The sequence below is a fragment of the Stenotrophomonas sp. TEPEL genome (assembly GCF_004348785.1).
Lineage (GTDB): Bacteria > Pseudomonadota > Gammaproteobacteria > Xanthomonadales > Xanthomonadaceae > Stenotrophomonas > Stenotrophomonas indicatrix.
The window spans coordinates 53,825-73,607 of record NZ_QQXJ01000001.1 but is presented as its reverse complement, the minus strand read 5'-3'; the positions used below and the strand labels follow the sequence as shown (position 1 = coordinate 73,607).

The window sequence follows — 19,783 nt, the reverse complement described above, 5'->3', positions numbered from 1 at the left end:
TCGTTATTTTTCCCGCCGCCAGTTCAACGAGCCACGGTTTTCCACCGTGCTCGATTCCACTTCCACGTCGAAGCCGCGGCGCAGCAGGTACTTCAGGGTGATCACCGAACCGGCACCCACCAGCGACACGCCGTAGCCCACGTACAGCTTGGGCGAAATGTACTTGCCCACACCGATCACCGAGCCGCCCAGCGCGCGCGACTGGCTGACGCCGGCATCGTCCAGGCCCAGCTTGGCACCCAGCTGCGAAGCCAGCAGCCCACTGCCGGCCGACAGCGCGGCCGATGCGGCGTTCACCTGCTGGGTCTGGTCGCTGCTGGCACCGGTCAGGCTGCGCCCCAGCACCAGGTAACCCAGTGCTTCGGACTGCGACATGGCCGGGTCGGACCAGACATCGGCGCGTGGCTGCTGCGCGCGCCCGGTCACGTCGATGCCGGCAGTGACATCACCGATCCGGCGCTCGGCGCGGATGTTGATGCGCGGGTCGGACACCGCGTTGTAGTTCCAGTTGAGGTTGCCGCGGGTGATGGTCAGGTCCTGGCCATAGGCCTTGTAGCGGCCACTGACTTCCAGGCCACCGTTGGCGGTCATCTCGCGGCCGGGCTTGGCCCAGACCTGCATCTTGCCGGTCAGCGCGCCCTTCAGGCCGAAGCCGCTCATCTTGACCTTGTCGCCCAGGCTGACGGCCAGCTCCATGTCCAGCGGCGAGGTGCGCGACTCTTCCGGATCGGCCGGGTCCAGCACCACCACGTCCTCGGACACCGAGGTGCCACGGTCCAGGCGCTCCAGATCGATGTCGGCCTCGGGCACGTGCACCGTTCCGCGCAGCTCCATCGCGGCCTTGGCCAGGGTGAAGTCCAGGTTGGGATTGGCGATGATGCGCAGCTCGCTGGTGTTGGACAGCAGCACATTCTCGCCGTGGATCTTCAGCTGCAGCGGCTGTGCATCGCCGAACCAGGACAGGCCGCCGTCGACATACAGCGTGCCCTTGCCCGAATTGGCCTGTGCGGTGATCTTGGCCGACCCATCGGGCTGGGCGACGAAGCTGCCCTTGCCCTGGTCGAAGGTCAGGCCCAGCGCCGGGAACTCGCCCTTGAAGTTGCTCAGCTGTGCATCACCGCCCAGCGAGGGTTGGCCGCGCGTGCCACGCAGGCTCACGTGGCCTTCAATCAGCCCGGTCGGGCGCACCACATCCGGCGAGAACAGTTCCAGCCAGTACAGGCGCGACATGTTGAGGTAGAGCTCGCCGTTGAGCGGCGCACTCGGTTCCCAACCGGTCTGCATCTTCGCATCAACGAAGCCGTTGCCCTGGAAGCCCATGCCCAGGTAGCCCTTGATGCTGGCCGGGGTCATGTCCAGCTTCAGCGAGAACTGGTCATAACGCACCAGCTCGCCACGGTTGGCATCGCCGACGCCGGTGTTGCGGTTCTCGCCCAGGCGTACGCCACCTTCGGCCGAACGCACTTCCACATGACCTTCCCATGCGTTGCCACGCGGACGGATCTGCGCGTCCAGGTTGAGTTCGCCACGCAGGTAGATGCGCCGGCCGGACTGTGGCGGCAACCACGGCTGCACCAGCGCCAACGGCAACGCATCGCCGCGCACCACCAGGCCTTCGCGCGGCCAGTTGGCATGTGCGCACAGGGCGCCACCGGTCGCAGCACCCAGGCAGGTTTCGCCCAGTGTGTAGTTGCTGCCGTTGATGGCGAATGCCGCAGGCGCACGCAGTGCCCACGCATCGCCCTTCACCGGTGCGATGCGCAGCGCGGCCAGTTCGCCACGCCATTGTTCGCCCTGTTGGCGCACGCTGCCCTGCAAGTCGATCGCGCCCAGTTCGTTGCGGGTCTGTGCGGCCAGGCGCAGGTTGGAGACGCTGCCCTGTGCATCGATGTTCAAGCGTTCCAGCAGCATGCCGGCATTGACCTGCTGGCCCTGTATCGCCAGCGTGCCACTGTCGCCACGCCACGGCAGGCGGCCCTTGATGCTCAGGCTTTCAGCGCCATAGCCGTCCCAGTTGAGATTGTTGCCGACCAGATCTGCAGTGATGTCTGGTGCATCGCGCGGGCCTTTCACCTGCACCTGGCCACGCAGGCCACCATCGGCGCCGGGCAGCAGATCGCTCAGCTGCAACGGCTCGAAGCGCGCATCGATGTCCAGGCGGTCGCCGACCTTGCCCGAGGCGGTCACCCGGCTGCTGCCGACGGCCAGTTTCAATTCACCCTGGCCCTGTTCACCCTGCAGGGCGAACTTGCCTTGGGCATCCACATTGCGCTGGCGCAGGATGCCCTTCAGCGACGGCAGGTCCACCGTGGCCTCCAGCGTGCCCGCAGTGCCCGGCGGCGCGTTGGCCGGCGGCGGCAACTGACGTCCCTTGGACGCGAGATTGCCGGACAGACGGCCATCCCAGCCCGGTGCGAAGTAACCCGGGTCGAAATCCTTCAGCGTGGCCTTGGCATCCCAGTCCAGCTGCGGTGCCCAGGCCACTTTGCCTTCCACCTGCAGCTGGCCACCCGGGGTCTGCGCCTGCAGTTCGCGGATCTCCGCAGCCTGATCGTTGCCACGCACATCGAAGCGCAGCTGCGCCTTCTGCTTTTCGCGCTCGACATCTGCGCGGCCGATCGCTGCCCACGCCTTCAAGGTACCGGCCAGGCCGAAGCGCGCTTCCTTCAGCGTCACCGGCACCGGCGAACTGCCGGCGGTGTTCGGGTCCGGTGCCGGCACCCAGGTCAGGTCCTGCGCGATCACCGAGAAGTTCAGCTTCTGCTGGTCTTCCTGGCTGAAATCGGCGGTACCTTCCAGGCGTGCTTCGCCGCCCAGGCCCTTGACCACCAGCGGCGAGACCTTCAGCACCTGGTCCTGCAGCGAAACCACCGAGGGCGCCAGCTCCAGTTCCTGCTCACCCTGCTTCACCCGGCCATGCAGGTTGGCGTTGCCGCCCTTGCCGGAGGCGGTGAAGTCCAATGCCAGCGGCGCGATGGCCGAGCTGGCCAATGCCGGCGACAACAGCGCCAGGTCCAGCTCGTCGCTGCGTACGGTCGCGTTCCAGGTCGGATCGGTGCGGCCATCGAACACCAGCATCGCGTGCAGCGGCTTCGGTGCGCGGCCGGCCAGCGCCACTTCCATATGCGCCAGGTCACCGCGCGCGACCAGGCCGACCGTGGCCGCGGTACGCCCGCGCGGTGCCGGCAGCACCGCGGTGACGGTGATGTCGGTGTCGTAGTCCTTGGCCGGGATGTAGCGGCCCTGGGCAGTGAAATTGCCCATGTCGCTGTCCACCACCAGCTTGCGCGCCTGGAACTCGCCATTGGCGATCTCGATGCCACCGCGCACGCGGCTGATGTCGATCACCGGCTCGTTTGCCTGGCTGATGCGGAAACCGTCGATGGTGATCACATCGGCCTGGATCGCCAGCGGCATTTCGATCTGCGGCAGCGAATCGGGCCACGACGGCAGCTTGAACGGCTCATCGCTCTTGGCCAGGTTGAGCGTGGCGTTGGTCAGCTCCAGCTTGTCCAGCAGCAGCTTGCGGCCCAGCAGCGGGCGCAGGTCCGGCTCCAGGTGCGCGCGCTCGGCGTGGAAATGGATGTCGTCGTAGCGGAAGTCGACGTTGTACAGGGTCAGTGGTCCGGCCACCGGGCCATCGACCTTGTCCCAGGTGAAGCTGGCACCCACCGGCAGGCGCGCCACCACCTGGGCCAGCAGCACATCGCGGCCGGCCACGGTCTGCAGCAACCAGTACACGGCCAGCAGGGCGACCAGCACCAGGCCGACCACGCCCGCGCCGGACCATGCCCAGAAGCGGCGACGACGGTAGAAGCGCACGCGCCGCGGCGGCGTGTCCGGCGAGGGAGTCGGTGCGGGCGTGCTCACAGGTCCGCTCCGATGTTGAGGTACAGCTGGAACTGCGAATCAGGGTTGTTCAGGCCGTGCGCGATATCCACCCGCACCGGGCCCACCGGCGATTTCCAGCGCACGCCGAAGCCGACGCCGGTATGCAGATCGATGTTGGTATCGAAGGCACTGCCGGTATCGACGAAGACCGCCGCACCCCACGGACCGCCATTGAAGTAATGCTCGTACTCGGCCGAGCCGACCACCAGGTGCTTGGCACCAAGCGCGTACTTGTCCGGTTTCGGCGTGCGCGGGCCGACCTCACGGTAGGCATAGCCGCGGATGCTGCGGTCGCCACCGGCGAAGTAGCGCAGGCTGGGCGGCATCGCCACCAGGTCGCTGGTCCAGGTGGTGCCGCCTTCGCCGCGCAGGATCAGGCGATTGGTCGGCCCCATCGGGATGTACCAGCGCAGCACGGCATTGGCCTGCACGAAGCTGGTGTCCGAACCGGCGCCTTCGACACCGGCACGCACCGTCGCGGTGCCACTGATGCCGCTGCGCGGGAACAGCTCGTCGTCCACCTTCACGTAGTCGGCCACGATCTGCGGGTAGACCAGCGTGGACGTGTTGTAGACCGCATCGGTGAACTCGGTGCCCGAGGCATAGCGCCAGCGCTCGCGCAGCGCGTTGATCGAGGCGATGGCGGTCCAGTTCTCGTTGATCTCGCCGCTGCGGCTGGCGATCAGCTTGAAGTTGCGCAGATCGATGTAGTCGGTCTGTTCGTCATAGGCACTGGCGGCGAAGGTGTACCAACCATCCAGCCAGTTGAACGCCGGGATGCGGTAGCTGGTGATCAGGCTCTTGCGCTTCTGCGCATAGTCCAGCTGGGTGTTCATCTTGTGGCCGCGGCTGTTCAGGTAGCGCCGTTCAAGGCCACCACGCACACCGGCGCCACTTTCGCTGCCGTAGCTCAGGCCGTAGGAATAGATGCTGCGCTTGGCCCGCGTCAGCTTCACATCGACCGGTACCTCGCCGTTTTCATCGGCCTGGTCCGGGCGCGGCTGGATGTCGATCACGCTGAAGTAATCGAGCTTGGTCAGCGACTCGCGCAGGCGGTCCAGCTTGCCTTCGTGGAAGTAGCTGCCCTGGTCCCAGTACACCAGCGGATCGAACAGCTTGTCGTCGAAATAGTTCTGCTCGAAGGTCACCGGGCCCATGTTGTAGCGGCGGCCGCTGTCCCAGGTCAGGTCGATGTCGGCAGCGTTGTCCGCGCGGGTGATCTGCACCTGGCGCTGGGTGTAGTCGGCGTCGAAGTAGCCGCGCTCGGCCAAGCGCCGGGTCACGGTGATCTTGCTGGCTTCGTACTGGCTGTGTTCGAAGCGCTGGCCCTTGCGCGGCTTGAACGCGGCCAGGTCGTCCTGCAGGTACTGGTCGTACATCGCAGGACCGGTGATGTCGATATGCTCGCGGCGCACCAGCACCGGCGGGCCCTTGTCGACATGGATCAGCACGGTGACGTGCTCGTCCTGGCGTGGCGCCTCGACCTTGATCACCGGGTTGTAGTACCCGAACGGTTCCAGCGCCTGGCGGGTCTGCCTCTCGGCCTGCGACAGCAGGTATTCCAGGCGCGACTCGCCCTGCTCCTTGCCGATCGTGTCGAACAGCGTCAGCGATTCCTGGATGTTCTCGATGATCGCGGCGTCGTCGCCCTTGTCCAATCCCTTGATGTCCACCTTGTCGATGGTGCCGCGCGCATGGGCCACGGAGGTGGCGCAAAGCGAGAGGACCATCAGCGGCAGGGCGTATTTCGTTGGCTGCATGCGGCACAGCATACCGACCGGAGGTGACGATGCGAAATGCATCACGCCAATCCGGATCGGTTGTTAAGTGGCGGTCAAAATACGCGCGTTTGTGGCGATCATCGCGGCCACATGCGGAAATATCGGCATCGCGTCGCTGCCGGCCAGCGGCCGGCACTACCCAGTAGATCCACGCCATGCGTGGATGCGGTCTGATTCATGGCGAGCGCGCAGCGTGGCCTGCAGAAAAACCGCCGGGCGTGGCCCGGCGCTCCCCATCGTGGGCGATCAGCTGGACAGGTGCTCGATCGCCGCGACCTTGCCCAGGCGCTCGCCCAGCATCGTCAGCAGCGCCAGGCGGTTGCCGCGCAGTGCCGGATCCTCGGCATTGACCATCACCCCGTCGAAGAACGCATCGACCTGCGGACGCAGGCGGGCCAGGCGCGCCAGCACGGCCACATAGTCCTTCTGGTGCAGGCTGGCGCCGGTATCGTCGATGGCGGCAGTCACAGCTTCGGCCAGCGCGCGCTCGGCATCTTCCTGCAGCAGGGCCGCATCGATCTGGCCCGGAACATCGCCGTCGGCCTTGCGCAGGATGTTGCGGATGCGCTTGTTGGCCGCGGCCAGTGCCTCGGCTTCCGGCAGCGCCGCGAAGGTTCCGATCGCATCCAGGCGGCGGTCGAAGTCGTACAGCGAGGCCGGCTTCAGCTCGGCCACCGCGTTGAAGTGGCTGGCCGGCACGCCCTTGTCGCTGTAATAGCCCTTCAGGCGGTCGAGGATGAAGTCGTACAGCTCGGCCACGTCGGCCTGCACGTTGCGCGCGGCCAGCCCGGCGTTGGCGCTGGCCAGCAGCGCGCGCAGGTCCAGCTCGAAGCCGCTCTCGATGATCGTGCGGGCCAGGCCCAGCGCGTTGCGGCGCAGGGCGAACGGGTCCTTGTTGCCGGTCGGCTTCAGGCCTGCGGCGAAACCGCCGGCCAGGGTGTCCACGCGCTCGGCGATCGCCAGCACCTTGCCCAGCGGCGACAGCGCGATGTCATCACCACCGAAGCGCGGCTGGTAGGCCTCGTCGATGGCCAGCGCCACCTCCGGCGATTCGCCACCGGCCACCGCGTAGTGGCGGCCGGCGATGCCCTGCAGTTCCGGGAATTCGTTGACCATGCGCGACTGCAGGTCGTTCTTGGCCAGCTGCGCGGCTCGCTTGGCCAGCAGCGGATCGGCGCCGACCTGCGGCGCGATCACCTCGGCCAGCGCCACCACGCGCGCGACCTTGTCGGCCACGCTGCCCAGCTTGGCCTGGTAGGTCACCGTCTTCAGGCCCTCGCCCATCGCCTGCAGGCCCTGCTTCAGGTCTTCGTCGAAGAAGAACTTGGCATCGGCGAAGCGCGGGCGGATGACGCGCTCGTAGCCCTTGGCCACTTCGGCCACGTCCCTGGACTCGATGTTGGCGATGCCGATGAACTTCTCGGTCAGCGTGCCGCCGTCATCCAGCACCGGGAAGAACTTCTGGTTGATCTCCATCGTCTCGATCAGCGCTTCCTGCGGCACCGCCAGGAACGCGCGTTCGAAGCTGCACAGCACCGCCGACGGCCACTCGACCAGGTTCACCACCTGCTCCAGGTTGTCTTCGGTGATGCGTGCGCTGCCACCGGCGGTGGCTGCAGCGGCTTCCACCTCGGCGACGATGCGCTGGCGACGCTCTACCGGGTCAACCAGCACGAACGCGGCGCGCAGCGATTCCACATAGTCCTGCGGCTGGGTCAGCCACACGGTCTTGTCGTGCAGGAAGCGGTGGCCGCGGCTCATGCGGTCGGCCTTCAGGCCGAACAGTTCGGCCTCGACCACGTCACCGCCGTGCAGCAGCACCAGCCAGTGCACCGGGCGCGCGAAGCCCCAGCTGTGGTCGCCCCAGCGCATCGGCTTGGGAATGGGCATGCCGGCGATGGCCTCGCGCAGGATCTCCGGCAGCAGCGCAGCGGTGCGCGCGCCCGGGGTCACCGCACGGTGTACGAAGCGCTCACCCTTGTTGTCGGTGGTCTTTTCCAGCGCGGTCCAGTCGATCCCGGCCTTGGCCGCGAACCCCTGCAGCGCCTTGGTCGGCTGGCCTTCGGCGTCCAGCGCGATGTTCAGGTACGGGCCCAGCACTTCGCTGTGCTGTTCCGGCTGCTCCAGGCCAACGCCCGGCAGCAGCACGGCCAGGCGGCGCGGGGTCGACAGCGGGCGTGCATCGCCCAGCTCCAGTTCCACGCCGCGCTTGCGCAGGCCGTCGACAACACCGTCGAAGAAGGCCTGGGCCAGGCCCGGCAGTGCCTTGACCGGCAGCTCTTCGGTGCCCAGTTCAATCAGCAGGGGAGACAAGTGGCTCATCGGTTCGATCCTGTGGTGGGGGCGCAGCGCGCGACGCGGCCGGCGCCCCTGGGGTAGTAGGTGAAACGCGTGATGGGAGAACGGGCCGTCAGGCCTTCTTCGCGCCCGGGAAGCCCAGCTTCTCGCGCTGCTCGTAGTAGGCCTTGGCCACCGCCTGGGCCAGCGCGCGCACGCGCAGGATGTAGCGCTGGCGTTCGGTCACGCTGATCGCACGGCGCGCATCGAGCAGGTTGAAGGTGTGGCTGGCCTTCATCACCTGTTCGTAGGCCGGCAGCGGCAGGTTCACTTCCACCAGCTTCTGCGCTTCGCGCTCGCAGGCATCGAAGCGGTGGAACATTTCTTCCACGTCGGCGTATTCGAAGTTGTAGGTGCTCTGCTCCACCTCGTTCTGGTGGTAGACGTCGCCGTAGGTCACCGGCTGCCCATCCGGGCCGTAGGTCCAGACCAGGTCGTAGACGTTGTCGCAGTTCTGCAGGTACATGCACAGGCGCTCGAGACCGTAGGTGATCTCGCCCAGCACCGGCCGGCACTCCAGGCCACCGGCCTGCTGGAAGTAGGTGAACTGGGTCACCTCCATGCCGTTGAGCCAGACTTCCCAGCCCAGGCCCCAGGCGCCCAGGGTCGGCGATTCCCAGTTGTCCTCGACAAAACGCAGGTCGTGCACCAGCGGATCGATGCCCACCGCCTTCAGCGAATCCAGGTACAGCTGCTGGATGTTGTCCGGTGCCGGCTTCATCGCCACCTGGTACTGGTAGTAGCGCTGCAGGCGGTTCGGGTTCTCGCCGTAGCGGCCATCGGTCGGGCGCCGCGACGGCTGCACGTACGCCGCGTTCCAGGTTTCCGGACCGATCGCACGCAGGAAGGTGGCCGGGTGGAAGGTACCGGCGCCCACCTCCAGGTCGAGCGGCTGGATGAGCACGCAGCCCTGCTGGGCCCAGAACTGGTTCAGGGTCTGGATCAGGCCCTGGAAGGTGATCGGAACGGTCGGGGTCGCGGACATGCGGACGAGTCTTGGCCGGCAAAGGGGTGCGCTAGTATAACGGCCGACCTGCGGGGCATTCCGTACCCGGAAGGAGCAGGTGGATGGAACATCGGCTGCCCACGGGCACGCCCGGCGAGCCTGGCGCGGCACCGTTGCCGCCCGGTCGCCTGCAGTTCGAACAGGTTGCGGCGGCCCTGCTGGCCGACGGCGTGGTGGCGGCGCACGAGCGCGAGCGCATCCGTTTTTCCGCACAGGGCGCCCGCAACGCCAGTGAAGTGCATCCACTGGTGCTGCTGTCCAACCTCAAGCTGGCCGCCAGCGACGGCGGCGACCTCAATCTGGAACGCCTCACCGAGTGGCTGGCCCAGCGTACCGGCAGCCGCTACCTGCGCATCGATCCGACCCGGGTCGACGTCGCCGCGGTCACCGCCGTGGCCTCGCACGCCTACGCGCGCCGCCATCGCTTCCTGCCGCTGGCGGTGGATGGCGAGCGCGTGCTGGTGGCCACCAGCGAGCCGCTGGCACAGGAATGGCTGCGCGACCTCCAGCACCTGACCCGCCGCCGCATCGAGCTTGCCGTGGTCAACCCGCTGGACCTGCACCGCTACACCATGGAGTTCTTCGGCGTCACCCGCTCGGTGCGCGGTGCCCGTGGCGACGTGCGGGGTGAGGCCAACACCACCCTGCCCAGCTTCGAGCAGCTGGTGGAACTGGGCCGCACCGGCGACGTCAATGCCGACGACCAGCACATCGTGCACATCGTCGACTGGCTGCTGCAGTACGCCTACGAGCAGCGCGCCTCGGACATCCACCTGGAGCCCCGCCGCGACATGGGCCGCATGCGCTTCCGCATCGACGGCGTGCTGCACAAGGTGTTCGAAGTGCCGCCGGCGGTGATGACCGCCGTGGTCAGCCGTATCAAGGTGCTCGGACGCATGGACCTGGCCGAGCGCCGGCGCCCGCAGGATGGTCGCATCAAGACCCGCTCGCCCGGCGGCCGTGAAGTGGAAATGCGCCTGTCGACCATGCCGACCGCCTTTGGCGAGAAATGCGTGATGCGCATCTTCGACCCGGAAGCGGCCTTCAAGAGCATCGACCAGCTCGGCTTCAGCCCGCAGGAAGCGGCCGGCTGGACCGCCCTGGTCGAGCGCCCGCACGGCATCGTGCTGGTCACCGGCCCGACCGGTTCGGGCAAGACCACCACCCTGTATTCCACCCTGAAGCGGCTGGCCACGCCGGACGTCAACGTATGCACGGTGGAAGACCCGATCGAGATGATCGCGCCGGAATTCAACCAGATGCAGGTGCAGACCAACATCGACCTGGATTTCGCCAGCGGTGTGCGCACCCTGCTGCGGCAGGACCCGGACATCATCATGATCGGCGAGATCCGCGACCTGGAAACCGCGCAGATGGCCGTGCAGGCCTCGCTGACCGGCCACCTGGTGCTGTCCACCCTGCACACCAACGACGCGCCCTCGGCCATCACCCGCCTGCTCGACCTGGGCGTACCGCATTACCTGCTGTCATCCACCGTCAACGGCATCCTCGCCCAGCGCCTGGTGCGCACCCTGTGCCCGCACTGCAAGCAGCCGCACACGCTCGGCAAGGCCGATTGGGCAGTGCTGGCTGATAGCGAAGCTGCATATCCAGATGCCGCCACGCCCTGTCGGCCGGTCGGTTGCCTGGAGTGCCGACGCACCGGATTCCTCGGCCGCATCGGGCTGTATGAGCTGCTGCCATTGGGCTCGCGCCTGCGCGGGCTGATCCGCGCGGACATGGATCTGGCCGGTTTCAACCGTGCCGCGCGTGCTGAAGGACTGCGAACCCTGCGCCAGGCCGGGCTTGAAAAGGTGGCACAGGGGCTGACTACAATCGAGGAAGTCCTGTCCGTACTGCCTCCCCCGGATGAATCCAGCGCCCTTCCTGATCCTTGAAACCGGCCGCCCTGTGCCGTCGCTGCGCCGCTACGGGCGCTTTCCGCACTGGATCCGGGTCGCCGCCGGCCTGGAAGAACACGAGACCGTCGTGGTCGACGTCGAGCACGGCGCCGACCTGCCCGATCCACGCCAGTTCGCCGGCGTGCTGGTAACCGGCTCGGCCGCCTTCGTCACCGACCACGCCGAATGGAGCGAACGCAGTGCCGCCTGGCTGCGGCAGACCGCGCACGACGACGTGCCGGTGTTCGGCATCTGCTACGGCCACCAGCTGCTGGCCCACGCGCTGGGCGGCGAAGTGGCTTACAACCCCGCCGGGCGCGAATCGGGAACGATTGAGCTGGCACTGGACCCGCAGGCTGCGCAGGACCCGTTGTTCCACGGCCTGCCGAGCCACTTCGCGGCCCACGCCACCCACCTGCAGACCGTGCTGCGCGTGCCCGAAGGTGCCGCCGTGCTGGCGCGCTCGCCGCTGGATGGCTGCCATGCCTTCCGCTGGGGCCGCCAGGCCTGGGGCGTGCAGTTCCATCCGGAATTTGCCACCCACCACATGCGTGGCTACGTGCGCGCACGCGCCGACTGCATCGGCCGTCACGGCGGTTGCGCACGCAGCATCGAGCGCGCGGTCAGCGCCGCGCCGCTGGCGCGCCAGCTGTTGCGGCGCTTTGTCCGCCAGGCCCGGCTGTCTTCCGCCCAGCCGGTGGCAAAACAGGGATAATCGGCGGCACGGGCATACCGCCCGGCCCCTCCTGTCCCTCCCCGGATGTCCATGAAAGAGATTCGCAAGCTGCCAGCCTCGGCGGGCGCCCAGTGGTTGCTGGATACGTTCTCGCTGTATCGGCGTGCGCCGCTGCAGCTGGCCCGGATCGGCCTGACCTGGCTGCTGGTGAACTGGGTGGTCACCCTGCTGGGAACGATGCTGCCCGGTACCGCCGGCCTGGCCCTGCAGATGATGACGCTGGTGATTTCACCGGTGATGTTCGGCGGCATGCTGTACGCCATGGGTGAGATCGACCAGGGCCGTCCCGGCCTGGCCACCCATCTGCTGCAGCCGATCCGCGACCGCCGTGTCAGCCACCTGCTGGTGCCGCTGGCGATCCAGGTGCTGGCCGTGCTGCTGCTGGGCGCGCTGCTGTACCTGATGATCGGCCGCGAGGGCTTCACCGCCTTCAGCGACACCATGACCAAGATGCAGGAACTCGGCCGCAGCGGGCAGCAGATCAGCCCGGAAACCGCCGCCGAACTGGTCGCCAACCTGCCCGCGCAGCGCATCGCGCTGTGGATGCTGCTGGTGTTCTGCACCGCCGTGGCGCTGACCCTGGCGATGTTCACCCAGCCGGCACTGGTGGTGTTCGACCGCCAGAGCGGCATGCACGCGCTGCGCCTGAGCCTGCAGGGCTGCATCGAGAACATCGGCGCCACCGCCGTGTTCACCGTGCTCGGCCTGATCGCCGCGTTCTGCGTCTATGTGCTGTTCGTGATCGTGGTCCAGCTCGGCATGCTGCTGGGCGGCCCGCTGGCGGCGGCCTTCATCGCGCAGCTGGTGTTCACCACGGTGCTGATGCCGCTGTATGTCGGCGCGGTCTATGCGGCCTGGAAGCAGATGTTCGTGCATCGCGGCAGCCGCGGCGCACCGCCGGTACCGCAGTCGCCGCCTGCCAACGACGTCTTCCACGCTTGAGCGGGGCTCAACGGCAGCGCCGGGCCGTGCCCGGCGGATGGGTGTCACCTCGGCNCACGAACGCCGGGCATGGCCCGGCGCTACCGGGGATCAGGCCGCAGGCTTCTTGACCACCGAAGACGGCACCAGCCAGCGCGCGGCGTGGATGCCCAGCTCGTACAGCAGGCACATCGGGATCGCCAGCATCAGCTGCGACACCACGTCCGGCGGCGTCAGGATCGCAGCGAGCACGAAGATGCCGACGATCGCGTAGCCGCGTCCTTCCTTGAACTGCTGCGGCGTGATCCAGCCCAGCAGCACCAGGATCACCATCGCCACCGGCAGCTCGAAGCTGCCGCCGAAGGCGAAGAAGATCGCCAGCACGAAGTCCAGGTAGGCATTCGCATCCGGCGTGATCGCGATCACTTCCGGGCTGAAGGTGGTGAGGAAGTGGAAGACCGCCGGCAGCACCAGGAAATAGGCAAAGGCACAGCCGGTGTAGAACAGCAGCACCGAGGAGACCAGCAACGGCATCGCCAGGCGCTTCTCACGTGCATACAGGCCCGGCGCGACGAAGGCCCACAGCTGGTACAGCAGCCACGGCACGGCCACGAACAGGGCCACGAAGAACGTCAGCTTCAACGGCGCGAAGAAGGCACCGGCCGGGTTGGTGGCGATCATCGTCTGCCCATTGGGCAACTGCGAGATCAGCGGCTCGGCCAGTGCGTTGTAGAGCTTCTGGGTGAACGGCAGCAGGCCCAGCAGCACCACGCCCAGCCCCAGCAGCGCACGCACCAGGCGCGAGCGCAGTTCAACAAGGTGTTCCACCAGCGAACTTTCGCCGAAGTCGTGTTCGCTCATGACCGGCGCTCCGTGCGCGCGGGCGTTTCGGTCGCGGTATCAGCAACGGCATCGCCCGCAGCGTCAGCGGTGGCGGGCGCAATGGCCGCACCTTCAGTCGACGCCACCCCCGGCTCGGGCGCATCCGCCAGATGGGGGGGCTGTTCGGCCGGGGCCGGTGCACGCACCTGCTGCGCCAGCGTGTCGCCGTGCTGTTGCATCTGCTCGGCTTGGCGGCGCATGGCTTCGCCGCTGGCACGCAGCTGGTTCTCGGTGTCCTGCATGCCCTGGCGCACGTCCTGCATCTGCCGCTTGATGTCTTCGGCCTGCAGTTCGCGTTCCAGTTCCTGCTTGACCGAATCCCATTGATTGCGCGCGCGGCGTACCCACAGCCCGGCGAAGCGGGCCGCCTTGGGCAGGCGCTCAGGCCCGAGCACCACCAGGGCGACAACCGCGATCACCAGCAGTTCGCTGAAGCCGATATCAAACACCGCAACCGCTCCGGATCAACGCGGCTTGCGGTCGTGCTCGTCCTGCGCGGTGCGCGAGGCGTCCTGGCTGCGCGACTCGTCGCCCAACTGCGCGTTCGGCTTGTCGTCGTCGTGCATGCCCTTCTTGAATTCCTTGACCGCCGAGCCGAGGTCCTTGGCACCACTGGTCAGGCGCTTGGTGCCGAACACCAGCAGGACGATGGCGAGCACGACCAACCAATGCCAGATGCTGAAACTGCCCATGAGTCGCTCGTTACGTTAGTGATCAGATTGCCGAGCATAGCGCACCGGCTGTCAGCCGGCGCGCGTGACGAAAGTCAGTTGTTGCCCAGTGTTTCAGTGCGGATTTCACCGTCGTTGACCGGCTGGAAACCCTGCTGGGCCGGCGGCGGGGTCTGCGGCACGGCCTGCAACGGCGCCGTGGTCGCTTCAGCAGGTGCCGCCGGCGCTGCCTGAACAGGCTGCGGGGCCGGCGCTGCAGCGGCCGCCGGACGCGGTGCGTCATTGCCACCACTGCGGTTGTTGCGCGCCGCGTAGGTGGCCTCTTCCAGACGATCACGGAAAGCGACCACATCCATTGACGGCGAGCCAGCCGCGCGGCCCTCGAAGATCATCCGCGGGGTGGTGTTGCTGCCGTACGCGTCGAGGTTGGCGGCATCGTCGATCTGCAGGATCGCACCGTCCAAGGCGACGCCGGCGAACAGGCCACGGGCGCGCGACCACGACCAGATCTCGGCCTTCAGCTGACCATCGGTGGCGGCGGCGGCATTGCGGCCGACCGGGCCTGCGGCCACGCCAGCATCGGCGCCAAGGGTGAACTTGCCGTTGACCAGATTGTCCAGGCTGCGGTCGTTGCGGAACACCAGCACCACGTCGGAGGACTGCACACCGGCCTGGAAGCCGATGCTGCCGCCGGTGAGCTTGATGAATACCGGGTTGGACCATGCGCCGTTGGGCATGCGCACCGACATCAGGCCGTGGCCACGACGGCCGCCGATCACCAGGCCGGCCTTGATCGTGTCGGGAATGACGATGACCGCGCGGCCTTCGTCGAGCAATTTGTCCGGAATGCCCTGTTCAGGGATTCCCTGGATTTCAGCCAGTACACGCACCGCGTTGCGGGCGCGCTGGTCTTCCTGCGGCCCGGCCATGGCCTGGCTGGACAGCAGGCTGGCGGCGATCAGCAGGGCTTGGATCGGGCGACGCATGGCAGGCTCCAGAAGTCAGTCCATAGGAAGATATAGCAAGTGACTGAAATTAGTAGTGTTGTGATGAATCCCCAATGAGCGTTGCCTGCTCATATTGGCCTTGTCGATGACATCCATCCGAACCCTGCATGCCGACGTGACGCTGGAATCGGCGACAATACCGCCCATGCTCGACGCACCCGATACCGCTGTACTGGCGGTCAACCTAGGCACGCCCGAGACGCCGACGGCTCCCGCCGTTCGCCGTTATCTGGCCGAATTCCTGTCCGACCGGCGCGTGGTCTCGCTGCCGGCACTGCTGTGGCAGCCCTTGCTGCGCGGTCTGATACTGCCGCTGCGCAGCAGCCGTTCAGCCGCCAAGTACGCCCAGGTGTGGCTGCCGGAAGGCTCGCCGCTGATGGTCCATACCCGCCAGTTGGCGCAGGCGATGCAGGCATTGCTGCCGACGCTGCGCGTACGCCACGCGATGCGCTACGGCGAACCCGCGCTGACCACCGAACTGGATCGGCTGGCCACCGAGGGCGTGCGCCGCATCGTGGTGTTGCCGCTGTATCCGCAGTATTCGACCACCACCACGGCCTCGGTCGAGGATCGCGTGGATGCCTGGCAGCGCAGGAACCCACAGGTCACCGTCAGCCTGGTGCAGGACTATTCGATCGATCCGGACTGGGTTGCCGCCGTCGCCGGCTCAATCCAGCGCTATTGGCAGCAGCAGGGTCGCGGCCAGAAGCTGATGTTCTCCTTCCATGGCATTCCGCAGCGCCTTGCCGATGCCGGCGATCCCTATCCGCAGCGCTGCGAGGCCAGTGCGCGCGCGATCGCCGCAGCACTGGGCCTGGGCGCGGACGACTGGCAGATGGGTTACCAGTCGCGCTTCGGCCGCGAACGCTGGCTGCAGCCGTACGCCGAGCCCAGCCTGTGGGAGCTGGCCGAAGCGGGGGTGAAACAGATCGACGTGGTCTGCCCCGGGTTTGCCACCGACTGTCTGGAAACGCTGGAAGAAGTCGCCATGGGCTTTACCGAAACACTGGCCGAGCGCGGCGCACAGATGCGTTACATACCCTGCCTCAACGCCGCACCGGAACACGCCCGCGCCCTGGCTCGGCTGGCCGTGGCCTCGCTGGCATGAGCCTGCAGCCGTTTGAGCTGCAGGTCGCGGGCGTCCGCGTTGCTGGCCTGCGCCGTGCGGGCGACGGACCGCGCGTGCTGGCCCTGCACGGTTGGCTCGACAATGCGGCCAGCTTCGTACCGCTTGCGCCGCATCTGCCGCACCTGGACCTGGTCGCGATCGATCTGCCCGGGCACGGCCACAGCGCGCATCTGCCGCTCGGGGCGGTGTACACCACGCCGGCGGCGATCACCCATGTCCTCGATGTCGCCGATGCACTGGGCTGGGACCGGTTCACCCTGATCGGCCATTCGATGGGTGCCGGCATCGCCAGCCTCACCGCAGCGGTCAGTGATCGCATCGAACGGCTGGTCGCCATCGAGGCACTCGGCGGCCTGCGCGGGCCGGAAGAAGAAACCGCCAGCCGCCTGCGCGAGCACGTCGACGCCAGCCGGGCACTGGCACGCAAGCAGCTGCGCGTGTTCCCGGACCTGGCTGCACCGATCCGGGCGCGGATGATGACCAACCAGCTCAGCGAAGGCTGCGCACGCCTGCTGGTCGAACGCGGTGTCGAGCCGGTCGAAGGCGGCTATCGCTGGTGCAGCGATCCGCGCCTGATGCTGCCCACCGCGATCCGCCTGAGCGAAGGCCAGATCGACAACCTGCTGCAGGCCATCACTTGTCCTACCCAGGTGATCTATGCCACGCCTGCACAGTCGTATTATCCCGAGCCGATGCGCAGCGAGCGCCTGCAGCATCTGCGTGATGGCCGCCTGGCGGTATTCCCCGGCAACCATCACCTGCACATGGAACACCCGGCGCGTATTGCCGCCGTCATCGATGCGTTCCTGAGCGAAAACGCCAACGCAAGCTGACCACGTCGGCCGCGCGCACTTCACTCTGCGCCAGTGCGGCCGATAGAACGGTAGTGGGCCCCTGCGTCCACAGCACGCAGGCCCTTTGTGCCTGCGGCTCGTTCCTGGTTCTGCAAGGAAGACCGCATGTCCCGTCTGCTGCACCGTCATCCACAGGATGTGGCCACGGTGTCCGTCCTCCGCGTCGCTGCCTGCGCCGCATTCCCCGAATTCCCCGTCCGTGCCGTCGTTGCGCTCATCCGCGCAGGGCGTTGCAGGGTCGCTGCCGTCCGTTGATCCAGGAGTTGCCGATGTCCATTGCGTCCTCCCGCCCGCCCGACCAGGGCCGTGTCCCTTATCTGCAACAGCTGGCCCAGCGAGGCGATCGTCGCCTGCTGCTGGGCAGCGTCGTATTGGCAGCGATCGGCCTTGTACTGGCCGTGCGTGGCACGTCGGTGCCCGCTGCGAGCGCCGTTGCCGCCGCGGTGCTGCCAGCCGCCTGGCTGGGCTGGCGCCAGGCCGGCCAGGCGCTCGCGCGCAACGGGCTGGCCGTGGTGCTTTCACTGCAGTTGAGCTTGTTCTGTCATATCAGCGGATTGAATGCCGCATTGCCCATCGCGCTGCTGCTGGGCGTGCTGCTCATCCAGCGTGACCGCCTGCCGTTGTGGCTGGCCGGCGCGGTGGGTGTCGGTGCGGTGCTGGCGCCGTTGCTTGATGGGGCGGCCGTCCTGCCGCCGCTGTTGAATGCCATGGCCCTGGCGGTGCTGACGCTGGTGCTGGGCCAGACCGCCGCGCGCCTGCGCCAACAGAGCGAAGCGCTGGGTCACGGACCGCACCGCTTGGCGGCATTGGCCCGCGACATTGCCACCGGCGCGGACCTCGGCGCACACAGCGATGCACGCAACTACGCACCCGGTTCACTGGCCCACGCGCTGGCCGATACCGCACGCCATGTGCAGGCGCAGCGCGGCCGCGAGGCCGAAGCACATGCCGAGAACGCGCAGATCCGCCAGGCACTGGATGCCTCGCGCACGGCGATGATGATCGCCGACAACGATCACGTCATCCGCTACGTCAACCGCTCGGTGGTGGCGCTGCTGCGCAACCAGCAGGCCACGCTGCGCCAGGCCTTCCCCGATTTCGACGCCGAGCGGCTGGTCGGCAGCAGCATCCATCGCTTCCATGCCAACCCTGACCGCATCCGCGGCATCCTCAATGGGCTGCAGGCGACACACAACGGCAAGGTGCGGATCGGGCCGGTGCACTTCGCCCAGGTCGTCACCCCGGTGTTCGACGCACAGGGCGCGCGCCTGGGTTTTGCGGTGGAATGGCATGACCGTACCCACGAACTGACGCTGGAGAATGCCGTCGCCGGGATTGTCGATGCCGCCGCGCAGGGTGATCTGGAACAGCGCCTGCAGGCCAGCGAAGGCGCCAGCTTCCTCGACGGCCTGACCGGGGGCATCAACCAGCTGCTGGATACACTGGGCAGCACGGTCGACGAAGTGCGGCAGATGCTTTCAGCTATGGCCAGCGGCGATCTCGACCGTCGCATGCAGGGCGAGTACCACGGCGCGTTCGCCGCCATCCAGCGCGATGCCAACGCCACCGCCGGCCAGCTGGCGCGCATGGTCGGCCACATCCAGCACTGCGCCACCACCATCAGCACGGCCGCCAGCGAAATCGCCGCCGGCAACGGCGCGCTGTCCGAGCGCAGCGAGCGACAGGCCGCTCATCTACAGGAAACGGCCGCCTCGATGGAGGAGCTGACCGCCACCGTGCGCCAGAACGCAGCGCATGCGCGCCAGGCCAGCGAGCTGGCCGCCTCCACCCAGGGCGCAGCAAGTGATGGCAACCACGCCATGCAGCGGGTGGTCGACACCATGCAGGCCATCGAAGGCGCGTCGAAGCGGATCGGCGACATTACCGGCGTGATCGACGGCATTGCCTTCCAGACCAACATCCTCGCGCTCAACGCAGCGGTTGAAGCGGCACGCGCCGGCGAACAGGGACGCGGGTTCGCGGTCGTCGCCAGCGAGGTCCGTGTGCTCGCGCAGCGATCGGCGGCGGCGGCCCAGGAGATCAAGGTCCTCATCGACGAGGCAGGACGTCAGGTCGGCGAGGGCGCCCAGTTGGTGGCCGATGCCGGACAGCGCATGCAGCGCATCGTCGGCGGCGTTGAGAACGTAAGCCACCTGATGCGCGAGATCTCGGCGGCGTCACAGGAGCAGTCATCCGGTATCGAGCAGATCAACCAGACGGTGGTGCAGATGGACCAGGCCACGCAGCAGAACGCGGCGCTGGTGGAAGAAGCCACTGCGGCGGCACGTGAACTGCAGTCGCAGGCCGGTGCACTGAACCAGGCGGTATCGGTGTTCCGTCGGCGCGAGGCCGCGTTGATCGACTGATCCGCAGGCGTGCTCCCTTGAAGAAAGGCGGCGCCCGCAGGGCGCCGCCTTTTTGTTGGGCGTGGTTAGCGGCAGTGTTCGTTGGCTCAACGGGTACGAACGCAATCCGTTCAAGGCTGCATGCGACACGATGATAAGTAAGAAGGCCAGAGCACCTGCCGCTGCGGCGAAGCATCTCCGCCAGCTGCGGTGCTCCAAAGAATGCGGCACCGCCTGGGCGCCGCATCTACGCGTGGGTATTGAGTTCCGGTAGTGCCGGCCGCTGGCCGGCAACCTCATGAACATCACGCAGCTGAATGTG

The 19,783-nt window shown here is 67.4% G+C and carries 14 protein-coding genes; 6 read left to right on the top strand and 8 right to left on the bottom strand.

Annotated features, from left to right (window positions below; translation table 11 throughout):
- Positions 1-3 precede the first annotated feature (3 nt).
- The 4 genes from TEP_RS00290 to glyQ form a co-directional block, all read right to left on the bottom strand.
- Positions 4-3,870, bottom strand: a complete 3,867-nt coding sequence (locus TEP_RS00290; RefSeq protein ID WP_132823592.1) for a translocation/assembly module TamB domain-containing protein — start codon at positions 3,868-3,870, stop codon at positions 4-6.
- Positions 3,867-5,663, bottom strand: a complete 1,797-nt coding sequence (locus TEP_RS00285; RefSeq protein WP_132826411.1) for an autotransporter assembly complex family protein — start codon at positions 5,661-5,663, stop codon at positions 3,867-3,869. Before TEP_RS00285 ends, TEP_RS00290 begins: the two co-directional genes overlap by 4 nt.
- 255 nt (positions 5,664-5,918) lie before the next feature.
- Complete coding sequence (gene glyS, locus TEP_RS00280; RefSeq protein ID WP_132823590.1) at positions 5,919-7,994, bottom strand: glycine--tRNA ligase subunit beta; 2,076 nt, start codon at positions 7,992-7,994, stop codon at positions 5,919-5,921.
- A gap of 88 nt (positions 7,995-8,082) precedes the next feature.
- Positions 8,083-8,994 (bottom strand): glycine--tRNA ligase subunit alpha, encoded by a 912-nt coding sequence (gene glyQ, locus TEP_RS00275; protein ID WP_025878768.1) that lies wholly within the window; start codon positions 8,992-8,994, stop codon positions 8,083-8,085.
- 83 nt (positions 8,995-9,077) lie between these two features.
- On the opposite strand from glyQ, the gene TEP_RS00270 reads away from it, so the two are divergent.
- Genes TEP_RS00270 through TEP_RS00260 form a run of 3 tightly spaced genes read left to right on the top strand, consistent with a single transcriptional unit; the run spans position 9,078 to position 12,594 of the window.
- Entirely contained in the window at positions 9,078-10,913 is a 1,836-nt protein-coding gene (locus TEP_RS00270) for a GspE/PulE family protein (RefSeq protein WP_132823588.1), read from the top strand.
- Positions 10,885-11,631: a glutamine amidotransferase gene (locus TEP_RS00265; protein WP_132823586.1), complete on the top strand. Its 747-nt coding sequence runs from the start codon at positions 10,885-10,887 to the stop codon at positions 11,629-11,631. Before TEP_RS00270 ends, TEP_RS00265 begins: the two co-directional genes overlap by 29 nt.
- 51 nt (positions 11,632-11,682) lie before the next feature.
- Positions 11,683-12,594, top strand: a complete 912-nt coding sequence (locus TEP_RS00260; RefSeq protein WP_025878765.1) for a BPSS1780 family membrane protein — start codon at positions 11,683-11,685, stop codon at positions 12,592-12,594.
- A 90-nt stretch (positions 12,595-12,684) separates the two neighbouring features.
- On the opposite strand, the gene tatC is transcribed toward TEP_RS00260, so the two are convergent.
- The 4 genes from tatC to TEP_RS00240 form a co-directional block, all read right to left on the bottom strand.
- Positions 12,685-13,434, bottom strand: coding sequence for a twin-arginine translocase subunit TatC (tatC, locus tag TEP_RS00255; protein ID WP_025878764.1), 750 nt, complete (start codon positions 13,432-13,434; stop codon positions 12,685-12,687).
- On the bottom strand, positions 13,431-13,904 hold the full coding sequence (gene tatB / locus TEP_RS00250; protein ID WP_132823584.1) for a Sec-independent protein translocase protein TatB: 474 nt from the start codon (positions 13,902-13,904) through the stop codon (positions 13,431-13,433). The genes tatC and tatB overlap by 4 nt, the downstream gene beginning before the upstream one ends.
- Positions 13,905-13,919: 15 nt before the next feature.
- Entirely contained in the window at positions 13,920-14,147 is a 228-nt protein-coding gene (gene tatA, locus TEP_RS00245) for a Sec-independent protein translocase subunit TatA (protein ID WP_025878762.1), read from the bottom strand.
- A gap of 74 nt (positions 14,148-14,221) precedes the next feature.
- A complete protein-coding gene (locus tag TEP_RS00240) occupies positions 14,222-15,112 on the bottom strand; it encodes a YSC84-related protein (RefSeq protein ID WP_132823582.1) in 891 nt (296 codons plus the stop codon).
- 166 nt (positions 15,113-15,278) lie between these two features.
- Between TEP_RS00240 and hemH the strand changes: the two genes are divergently transcribed.
- From hemH to TEP_RS00225, 3 genes are all read left to right on the top strand, one after another.
- Positions 15,279-16,241: a ferrochelatase gene (hemH, locus tag TEP_RS00235; RefSeq protein ID WP_033832561.1), complete on the top strand. Its 963-nt coding sequence runs from the start codon at positions 15,279-15,281 to the stop codon at positions 16,239-16,241.
- Positions 16,238-17,095: an alpha/beta hydrolase gene (locus TEP_RS00230; protein WP_132823580.1), complete on the top strand. Its 858-nt coding sequence runs from the start codon at positions 16,238-16,240 to the stop codon at positions 17,093-17,095. The genes hemH and TEP_RS00230 overlap by 4 nt, the downstream gene beginning before the upstream one ends.
- Before the next feature lie 290 nt (positions 17,096-17,385).
- Positions 17,386-19,482 carry a methyl-accepting chemotaxis protein gene (locus TEP_RS00225; RefSeq protein WP_132823578.1) on the top strand — a complete coding sequence of 699 codons (2,097 nt, stop codon included), beginning with the start codon at positions 17,386-17,388 and terminating at the stop codon, positions 19,480-19,482.
- Positions 19,483-19,783: the final 301 nt, after the last annotated feature.

Bases quoted from the DNA above. Each gene is read 5' to 3' on its own strand.
- TEP_RS00285 (WP_132826411.1), bottom strand. From the start codon at position 5,663: ATGCTGTGCCGCATGCAGCCAACGAAATACGCCCTGCCGCTGATGGTC.
- glyS (WP_132823590.1), bottom strand. From the start codon at position 7,994: ATGAGCCACTTGTCTCCCCTGCTGATTGAACTGGGCACCGAAGAGCTG.
- glyQ (WP_025878768.1), bottom strand. From the start codon at position 8,994: ATGTCCGCGACCCCGACCGTTCCGATCACCTTCCAGGGCCTGATCCAG.
- TEP_RS00270 (WP_132823588.1), top strand. From the start codon at position 9,078: ATGGAACATCGGCTGCCCACGGGCACGCCCGGCGAGCCTGGCGCGGCA.
- TEP_RS00265 (WP_132823586.1), top strand. From the start codon at position 10,885: ATGAATCCAGCGCCCTTCCTGATCCTTGAAACCGGCCGCCCTGTGCCG.
- TEP_RS00260 (WP_025878765.1), top strand. From the start codon at position 11,683: ATGAAAGAGATTCGCAAGCTGCCAGCCTCGGCGGGCGCCCAGTGGTTG.
- tatC (WP_025878764.1), bottom strand. From the start codon at position 13,434: ATGAGCGAACACGACTTCGGCGAAAGTTCGCTGGTGGAACACCTTGTT.
- tatA (WP_025878762.1), bottom strand. From the start codon at position 14,147: ATGGGCAGTTTCAGCATCTGGCATTGGTTGGTCGTGCTCGCCATCGTC.
- TEP_RS00240 (WP_132823582.1), bottom strand. From the start codon at position 15,112: ATGCGTCGCCCGATCCAAGCCCTGCTGATCGCCGCCAGCCTGCTGTCC.
- hemH (WP_033832561.1), top strand. From the start codon at position 15,279: ATGCTCGACGCACCCGATACCGCTGTACTGGCGGTCAACCTAGGCACG.
- TEP_RS00230 (WP_132823580.1), top strand. From the start codon at position 16,238: ATGAGCCTGCAGCCGTTTGAGCTGCAGGTCGCGGGCGTCCGCGTTGCT.
- TEP_RS00225 (WP_132823578.1), top strand. From the start codon at position 17,386: ATGTCCATTGCGTCCTCCCGCCCGCCCGACCAGGGCCGTGTCCCTTAT.